Source organism: Streptomyces monashensis, assembly GCF_001866665.1.
GTDB lineage: Bacteria > Actinomycetota > Actinomycetes > Streptomycetales > Streptomycetaceae > Streptomyces > Streptomyces monashensis.
The window spans coordinates 1-259 of sequence record NZ_MLYO01000210.1 but is presented as its reverse complement, the minus strand read 5'-3'; the positions used below and the strand labels follow the sequence as shown (position 1 = coordinate 259).

Annotated in this window: 1 protein-coding gene; it reads right to left on the bottom strand. The window is 66.4% G+C overall.

The features are described 5' to 3' along the window. Positions 1-259: beta-ketoacyl-[acyl-carrier-protein] synthase family protein (locus BIV23_RS45330; RefSeq protein ID WP_143079298.1), on the bottom strand; the 259-nt coding region annotated here is incomplete at both ends.

Here is a 259-nt window from a genome sequence, read left to right as displayed (position 1 = left end):
CCACATGCAACGTCGCCGGCAACACACCATGCCGCAACGCCTCCACCATCTTGATCACACCAGCCACACCGGCAGCCGCCTGCGTATGACCGATGTTCGACTTCACCGACCCCAGCCACAACGGACGCCCACCCTGGCGCCCCTGCCCATACGTCGCCAGCAGCGCCTGCGCCTCGATCGGATCCCCCAGCCTCGTACCCGTACCATGCGCCTCCACCACATCCACATCAGCAGCAGACACACCCGCCGCCTCAAGCGC